8 protein-coding genes and 1 pseudogene are annotated in these 6,216 nt (G+C 44.6%); 5 read left to right on the top strand and 4 right to left on the bottom strand.

All coding sequences use genetic code 11. From position 1 onward, the window contains the following. A partial coding sequence (locus EAE93_RS23315; protein WP_214040204.1) for a helix-turn-helix domain-containing protein occupies positions 1–350 on the bottom strand: 350 nt, incomplete at its 3' end. Positions 351–545: 195 nt separating this feature from the next. Here EAE93_RS23315 and EAE93_RS23310 point away from each other — a divergent pair. The 3 genes and pseudogenes from EAE93_RS23310 to EAE93_RS23300 form a co-directional block, all read left to right on the top strand. Further along, positions 546–722: pseudogene (locus EAE93_RS23310) on the top strand (hypothetical protein); the annotation flags it as partial. Positions 723–996: 274 nt separating this feature from the next. Continuing rightward, on the top strand, positions 997–1,596 hold the full coding sequence (locus EAE93_RS23305) for a hypothetical protein (RefSeq protein WP_036808704.1): 600 nt from the start codon (positions 997–999) through the stop codon (positions 1,594–1,596). Positions 1,597–1,606: 10 nt separating this feature from the next. After that, positions 1,607–2,722 carry a helix-turn-helix domain-containing protein gene (locus EAE93_RS23300; protein ID WP_036808703.1) on the top strand — a complete coding sequence of 372 codons (1,116 nt, stop codon included), beginning with the start codon at positions 1,607–1,609 and terminating at the stop codon, positions 2,720–2,722. 108 nt (positions 2,723–2,830) lie between these two features. Here EAE93_RS23300 and exbD read toward each other — a convergent pair whose 3' ends face one another. Continuing rightward, positions 2,831–3,256, bottom strand: coding sequence for a TonB system transport protein ExbD (gene exbD / locus EAE93_RS23295; protein WP_015835631.1), 426 nt, complete (start codon positions 3,254–3,256; stop codon positions 2,831–2,833). 3 nt (positions 3,257–3,259) lie between these two features. Then, a complete protein-coding gene (exbB, locus tag EAE93_RS23290; protein WP_036809162.1) occupies positions 3,260–4,219 on the bottom strand; it encodes a tonB-system energizer ExbB in 960 nt (319 codons plus the stop codon). A gap of 357 nt (positions 4,220–4,576) precedes the next feature. Here exbB and metC point away from each other — a divergent pair, with 357 nt between their 5' ends. Beyond that, positions 4,577–5,770: a cystathionine beta-lyase gene (metC, locus tag EAE93_RS23285; protein WP_036808702.1), complete on the top strand. Its 1,194-nt coding sequence runs from the start codon at positions 4,577–4,579 to the stop codon at positions 5,768–5,770. A 145-nt stretch (positions 5,771–5,915) separates the two neighbouring features. After that, on the top strand, positions 5,916–6,134 hold the full coding sequence (locus EAE93_RS24885; protein WP_052105769.1) for an AbrB/MazE/SpoVT family DNA-binding domain-containing protein: 219 nt from the start codon (positions 5,916–5,918) through the stop codon (positions 6,132–6,134). Here the strand turns inward: EAE93_RS24885 and EAE93_RS23275 are convergent. Next, positions 6,060–6,216, bottom strand: a 157-nt coding sequence (locus EAE93_RS23275; RefSeq protein WP_214039904.1) for a zinc ribbon domain-containing protein, incomplete at its 5' end; no start/stop codon positions are given. The two genes, EAE93_RS24885 and EAE93_RS23275, sit on opposite strands and share 75 nt — an antisense overlap.

The following is a 6,216-nucleotide window of genomic DNA, read 5'->3' as shown; positions in this document are numbered from 1 at the left end:
ACACAATGATAGCTGGACTGCCTGCCATGCTTGCGTTTGAACGCCGGGAAGCGTGCTTTCAGCTTCGGATTAAAAAAGTGGGAAAACGCCATATCGAGGTTAATCACCGCCTGCTGCAAGGCGATGGCGTCATACGCTTTGAGCCAGGCATACCGGCGGGATTTTTTCGCCACTGACAGTAAGGGCTTGAGGTCTTTACGCGGGCTGAGGTTCACCCCGTGGCGTTGATAAGCGTGCTTCTTGATGTGGAGCGCCTTGTTGTACGCGAAACGGACCGCACCGAACTGAGCATTGAGATAATCAGCCTGTTCGGGTGTCGGGTAAATGCGGACTTTGGTGGCTCTTAACATCATCAGCGCTCATCGGGATAGTTTATGTATTTTAACCGCTTTTTTGGGCCGTGTCCCCCCCCCCGGGCTGCCAGTGAACGTGATGGTTAATAACCTGAAAGCCCTGCGGGCTTTTCGCCTTATATCACCGCCCGCATTGGGCGAGGGTTTACGGCGGATTTTGCTAAAATTCAATGAGATGCTCCTCATGTTAACTGTAATGGAGGAGCCATTTCTCTGGGCCGCCCACCAGGGGCATCTGGAGGGAGAATTTTGGCAAATGCGATCTATCAACTACATCGGCAACAAGGAAAATTGGCTTTAGGCAGAACCGCCGCCTGTAATGCTGATGTGCCCTTGCGCTCAATGTTGATCTCCGCATTGATATCATAGATATTTATCAATTACCTATTTTCCCCAATAAAATAATCACTCTACTCTCTTTAATTCACTCTTTGGAGGCCAATTTTTTCCAGTTATAAGTGGAAATTAAATAGCAATTAACCAAAAGAAATCAACATAAGTGGTAATAAACAACCATATGATTTGTTCGATTTGAAATACATCAAAAAACAATTTAGATGATGTTAGATTGACAAAATTGGAAAATTGCACCAACATCAAGGTTGACAAATTTGAATTTTTGCACCTTTAGAGAAAACAGCAAATGCCAAACATCCGCTACCCTTGGGAATTTCATCCGCAGTTAAGTGAAGAACGTTTAAGTATCATTGCAAAAGAACTACTCAATGTGCTTGATCATACCTATGAGCAGCTTTCTACACCATTAGATGATAATTATACCCGAGGTACCTGTACATTTGGCCGACAAAGGCAATGTCTTATCCAGCTCTGCATGAAAGGTACTTATGATTGGCTGAGACTAACTAATCCTGGTATGGATACGACCATCGAAATAGAAACAATCCCACTTCGTTTTTTTACTGATGACCCAGAAAATCCCAAAAAATCAGGCTTCTTTCGCCGTAATAGTGTAGACCAACTCTGGGCACCAGAAATCACGATACCAACAATATGGCGCTTTATTGTAGAAAAACCCCAGTTTGAAGGCGAAGGCGCACAAGTTCATTTTGCTGGTTACAACGAGCATGAAGAAATGTTGTCTCAATGGACTTACGATAACAGCAAAATATCTGTGCTGCATTCTACAGACAACACACCGCCATCTGCGGTAACAATCGAATTGGATCCTATCAGTGCTGCGGTGCCTGATAAATCCAGAGAAAACAAGCGCAACAACAAGTAGTAGGTGACAAGTGTTCAATGGTTCTAATTTGCGGTTAGCTCGTCTGTATCACGAGCTATCTCTTGAGCAAGTGGCTGAGCGGGTTAATAAAACCCGCCAATATATTCAGCGGCTGGAATCCGGCTTTGCTGTGCCCACTAATGAACTTTCTAATGAATTAGCGACTGTATTGCAGGTTACTCCTGCGTTTTTTGAAACCCAAGTACAATCTCCTGTGAACGAGGAGATTGTTCATTTCCGTAAACGCAGCGCAATCAGAGTAGCAACAAAATTAGCAGCACTTGCAAAGGCTGAGTTATATAGACGATTAATCGTTGTTTTTGAAGAAAACCTAAATTTACCCCCGGTGTTATTTCCTGAATTAAAAGCAAATTCCCCGGAAGAAGTTGAACGAGCAGCAGAAAAATGTCGGATTGATTGGGGATTAGGGTTTGGGCCAATTGAAAATGTGACTCGACTAGCTGAAAAGCTAGGTGCATTTGTTACCTCGTTTGACTCGGTATCTGATGATGTTGACGCGTTATCCGTTCCATTAGATAGACCTTTCATTGTCAGAAATACAGCCAAGAAGTCACCATGCCGACAACGGTTTGATATTGCACATGAAATTGGACATCTTGTGTTACACGGCGGAATATCTACCGGTGACAGAATAACCGAATCTCAAGCCAACCAATTTGCCTCTGCCCTACTTTTACCACGAAGTGCAATGGCTAAATATTTCCCTGCCCCGATAGGCGGGAGAATCAATTGGCGAGGTCTAAGCGAGTTCAAGTTAACCTGGAAAGTAAGTAAAGCCGCAATTATTTATCGGGCGCATCAGCTTTCCCTTTTAAGCGATACGCAATACAAAACGGCTTTTTTGGGGCTTAAACGTAAGGGAGAAGCTATTGAGGAAAAAGAGGATTATCTTATTCCCCATGAAAAACCTGAATTATTTCATCGAGCAATAAAAGTGCTTATTAATGATGTTTGTATTGATATTGAAGCATTAGCAAAGCGTCTGAAAATTACAGTGCCAATGCTGCTTGAATTGGCTAACGATAATTCACTTTATGAGCTTCATGATCAGACAGATTCTGTAAATGTCATTTCGATGTTTTCTTATCGATCCAGAATAGCGTGATTATCCCTCATCCTGTTTAAATTAAGCTCTTAATTAATACAAACCAATTATCATTTTATCTCAACCGCGCTTTCCAGCGCGGTTAATCAATGGAAGAATCAGTGACAATTAACCCGATGAAACCGCTTCCATCCCTACCAAGCCTACTTTCAGATAGCCCGATTTACGCAAAGAGTCCATCACACTCATCAGTGTTTCATAATCCACGGTTTTATCAGCTTGAAAGAAGATGGTGGTCTCTTTATTAGATTGGGTGGTCTGATCCAATACCGCTGCCAAAGTATCATGATCGACCTGTTGATCACCGACATAAAGCTGACGATCAGCCTTAACCGTCAAGAATACCGGTTTTTCTGGACGTGGCTGCGGTTTTGCCGACGAAGCAGGTAGATCCACTTTAATATCAACGGTTGCCAATGGCGCTGCTACCATGAAGATAATCAATAACACCAACATCACGTCAATAAATGGTGTGACGTTGATTTCGTGCAATTCGCCGCTATCGTCCAAATCTTCATTAAGACGTATTGCCATAAATCACCTTGTCTTGCTATTTGCTAAATCCAGATCACGGCCAAGCAGTAATAGTGACTGTGCCGCCATATCACCAACCTGACCACGGTAAGCAGTGATCATTCGGGCGAAGATGTTATAAATCACAACGGCAGGAATCGCCGCCACCAGCCCAAGCGCTGTCGCTAATAAAGCTTCCGCAATACCCGGCGCCACAACCGCGAGGTTAGTTGTCTGTGAGTGAGCAATACCGATAAAGCTGTTCATGATGCCCCATACCGTACCAAACAGACCAACGAAAGGAGAGATCGCCCCAATGGTTGCCAGGTAGCCATTACCACGCCCCATATGACGGCTGATCGCCGCAACCGAACGCTCCATACGGAAAGCAGCACGCTCTTTTGTGCTATTCAGATCAGTACTCTCGGAAGATAACTGGCGTTCTGCCCGTGCTTCACCCAGTAACAAACGGCTGATACTGAGTTTGTTGAAACCTTCGGCAATTTCCGCAGCCTGATCAAGATTCTTCACGTCCGCCAAAGCCAGTCGCTCTTTACGTAAACGACGACCAGCAGCCAACAGTTCTGTGCCTTTTGAGAAGAATAAGGCCCAGGTAATCACAGAAGCGATCACCAGACCAATCATCACGGTCTTAACAACAACGTCGGCGTTCTGATACATGCCCCAAATAGACAGATCAGTCGCAAAGCCGCTGGAAAGGCTGGCTTCATCAGCAGGAACGTTAGGTGCAACCTCATCCGTTGCAACCGGCGTCACTTGGGCGGCCTCCGTCTCAGGTGCCGTTTGCGGTGCAATCTGATTTACAGGTGGTGCGATTGTACCCGTCGTTGCCGGAGTAGAACCTGCAATTTGGGCGATTTTTGCCGTAGTATTGTTATCTGTTGCCGATGCTGGTGCTGTATCAGCCAATGCTGAACCTGTCAGCCCGAACGCTAATATTATTGAAGCAGTCAAATTTCGCATCAGTTGGCCTTTACTCCCTTTGCTATAAACCTTGTTATTTAGCCGTGAATTACTGTTCGTCATCTCACTAACCTTATTTATACCGAGTCTTCACTCATCTTCACCAGATTGAATGAAAATGCAGGCTGATAATATCAAACCTTAAGTGATTTGATAGTAATTATCATTATTGTTTAATAAAAAAGTATTACCCCTTCACAAAATAAAGCTAAGGAGCTCCCACTCACAGGTAATCAGAATGAATTTTCGTCAAGTTGTTCTAATCCCTTTGTACAAAAAGGTCTAAATCTTTTAACGTGTTAACTCTATTTTTTTACACCATTTCAAAAATTGAAGTGTTCAAGGTAGCAATGGATCATGGCAGAAAAAAAACTAGAAACTTCACTGGTCAATGCAGGTAGAAGCAAAAAATTTACTCAAGGCGCAGTCAATCCAATCATTCAGCGGACATCATCGGTGATCTTCGATTCTGTCGCCGCCAAAAGACAGGCGACGCAAAACCGGGCCAAAGGTGAACTGTTTTATGGCCGCCGTGGTACACAGACTCATTTCTCTTTTCAAGCAGCAATGGCTGAACTGGAAGGTGGCGCAGGCTGTATGCTTTACCCTTCTGGTGCTGCCGCGGTTAGTAATGCCATTCTCGCTTTTGCCGCCGCCGGTGATCATATTCTATTAACAGGTTCGGCTTATGACCCGACGCAAGGCTTCTGCGACAAGATATTGTCACGGATGAATATTACCACTGATTATTTCGATCCCATGATTGGCGAGGAGATTGCTGATCTGATTAAGCCCAATACCAAAGTGGTGTTTCTTGAGTCCCCTGGCTCCATCACGATGGAAGTACAGGATATTCCCGCTATTGTCCGTGCAGTACGGCGCGTCAATCCAGATATTGTCATCATGATCGATAATACCTGGTCCGCAGGCGTGCTGTTTAAAGCACTAGAATTCGGCATCGATATTTCGATTCAATCAGGCACCAAATATATTATTGGTCACTCAGACGCAATGTTAGGGATTGCGGTGGCTAATGAACGCTGTTGTGTACAACTGCGAGAGAGTTCTTATTTGATGGGACAAATGGCAGATGCCGATACGGTTTATATGGCCAGTCGTGGATTACGTACTTTAGCTATTCGCCTGAAACAGCATGAAAAAAGCAGTATTGAAATCGCTCGCTGGCTGCAACAACGAACCGAAGTCGCCGCAGTCTATCATCCGGCTCTGCCTTCCTGCCCCGGTCACAAGAATTTCATCCGTGATTTCAGCGGCAGTAATGGTCTGTTCTCTTTTCAGTTGAAAGAGAAATTAACCCCGCAGCAATTTACCGATTATCTGGATAATTTTCACCACTTTAAAATGGCATTCTCATGGGGCGGTTTTGAATCTTTGATCCTGGGTTATCAACCAGAAGAGATAAAAATAATACGCCAGTACGGTGCGCCACAAAGAACGGGTACCCTGTTTCGCCTGCATGTCGGGCTGGAGAATGTTCAAGATTTGATTGATGATCTCACAGAGGGATTTAGTCGAATTTCGGTTGATTAATTTTATTGTTATTCAATGTAATAAACTGAAAAACTTAACACTTGGAAGTCGGCATGAAGCGATAATATAGATATATTGCCAGTACAATGTATTTGCATTACATTTCGTTAAGCAGATTCTCAAATCAGCATAACGAGGTAGAAATATGCACGTCTTACCAAATGTTGAGTTCGAAGTTAGTGCAGAATCCAAACTTACCCGTCGCAGCCAGACAACTATCCCAACATCTGTCCGTAAAGCGCTTAAGGTGACTGCTCCCCGCCGTAAAAACGGCGAGGCTTCCCACTTCTCAGGCCGCCACCGTCTTTATGACGGATTTACGCTGGCCTCCGTGGGCAGAGACGACGAGTCCCGCCGCCTGTAATTCTGTTATGCCCTTGCGCTCGATGTTGAGCGCCGCATTGATATCGCGGTCATGTTCGACTCGACAGAAAGGGCATTGCCAG

Source organism: Photorhabdus akhurstii (assembly GCF_018448925.1).
In the GTDB taxonomy this organism is placed as follows: Bacteria; Pseudomonadota; Gammaproteobacteria; order Enterobacterales; family Enterobacteriaceae; genus Photorhabdus; species Photorhabdus akhurstii.
Note: the sequence above shows the minus strand (reverse complement) of the source record. Positions and strands in the feature narration are given on the sequence as shown.

What these genes read in the sequence shown, in the direction of transcription:
- metC (WP_036808702.1), top strand. Translation starts at nt 4,577, where the DNA reads ATGGCAGAAAAAAAACTAGAAACTTCACTGGTCAATGCAGGTAGAAGC.
- exbD (WP_015835631.1), bottom strand. Translation starts at nt 3,256, where the DNA reads ATGGCAATACGTCTTAATGAAGATTTGGACGATAGCGGCGAATTGCAC.
- EAE93_RS24885 (WP_052105769.1), top strand. Translation starts at nt 5,916, where the DNA reads ATGCACGTCTTACCAAATGTTGAGTTCGAAGTTAGTGCAGAATCCAAA.
- EAE93_RS23305 (WP_036808704.1), top strand. Translation starts at nt 997, where the DNA reads ATGCCAAACATCCGCTACCCTTGGGAATTTCATCCGCAGTTAAGTGAA.
- exbB (WP_036809162.1), bottom strand. Translation starts at nt 4,219, where the DNA reads ATGCGAAATTTGACTGCTTCAATAATATTAGCGTTCGGGCTGACAGGT.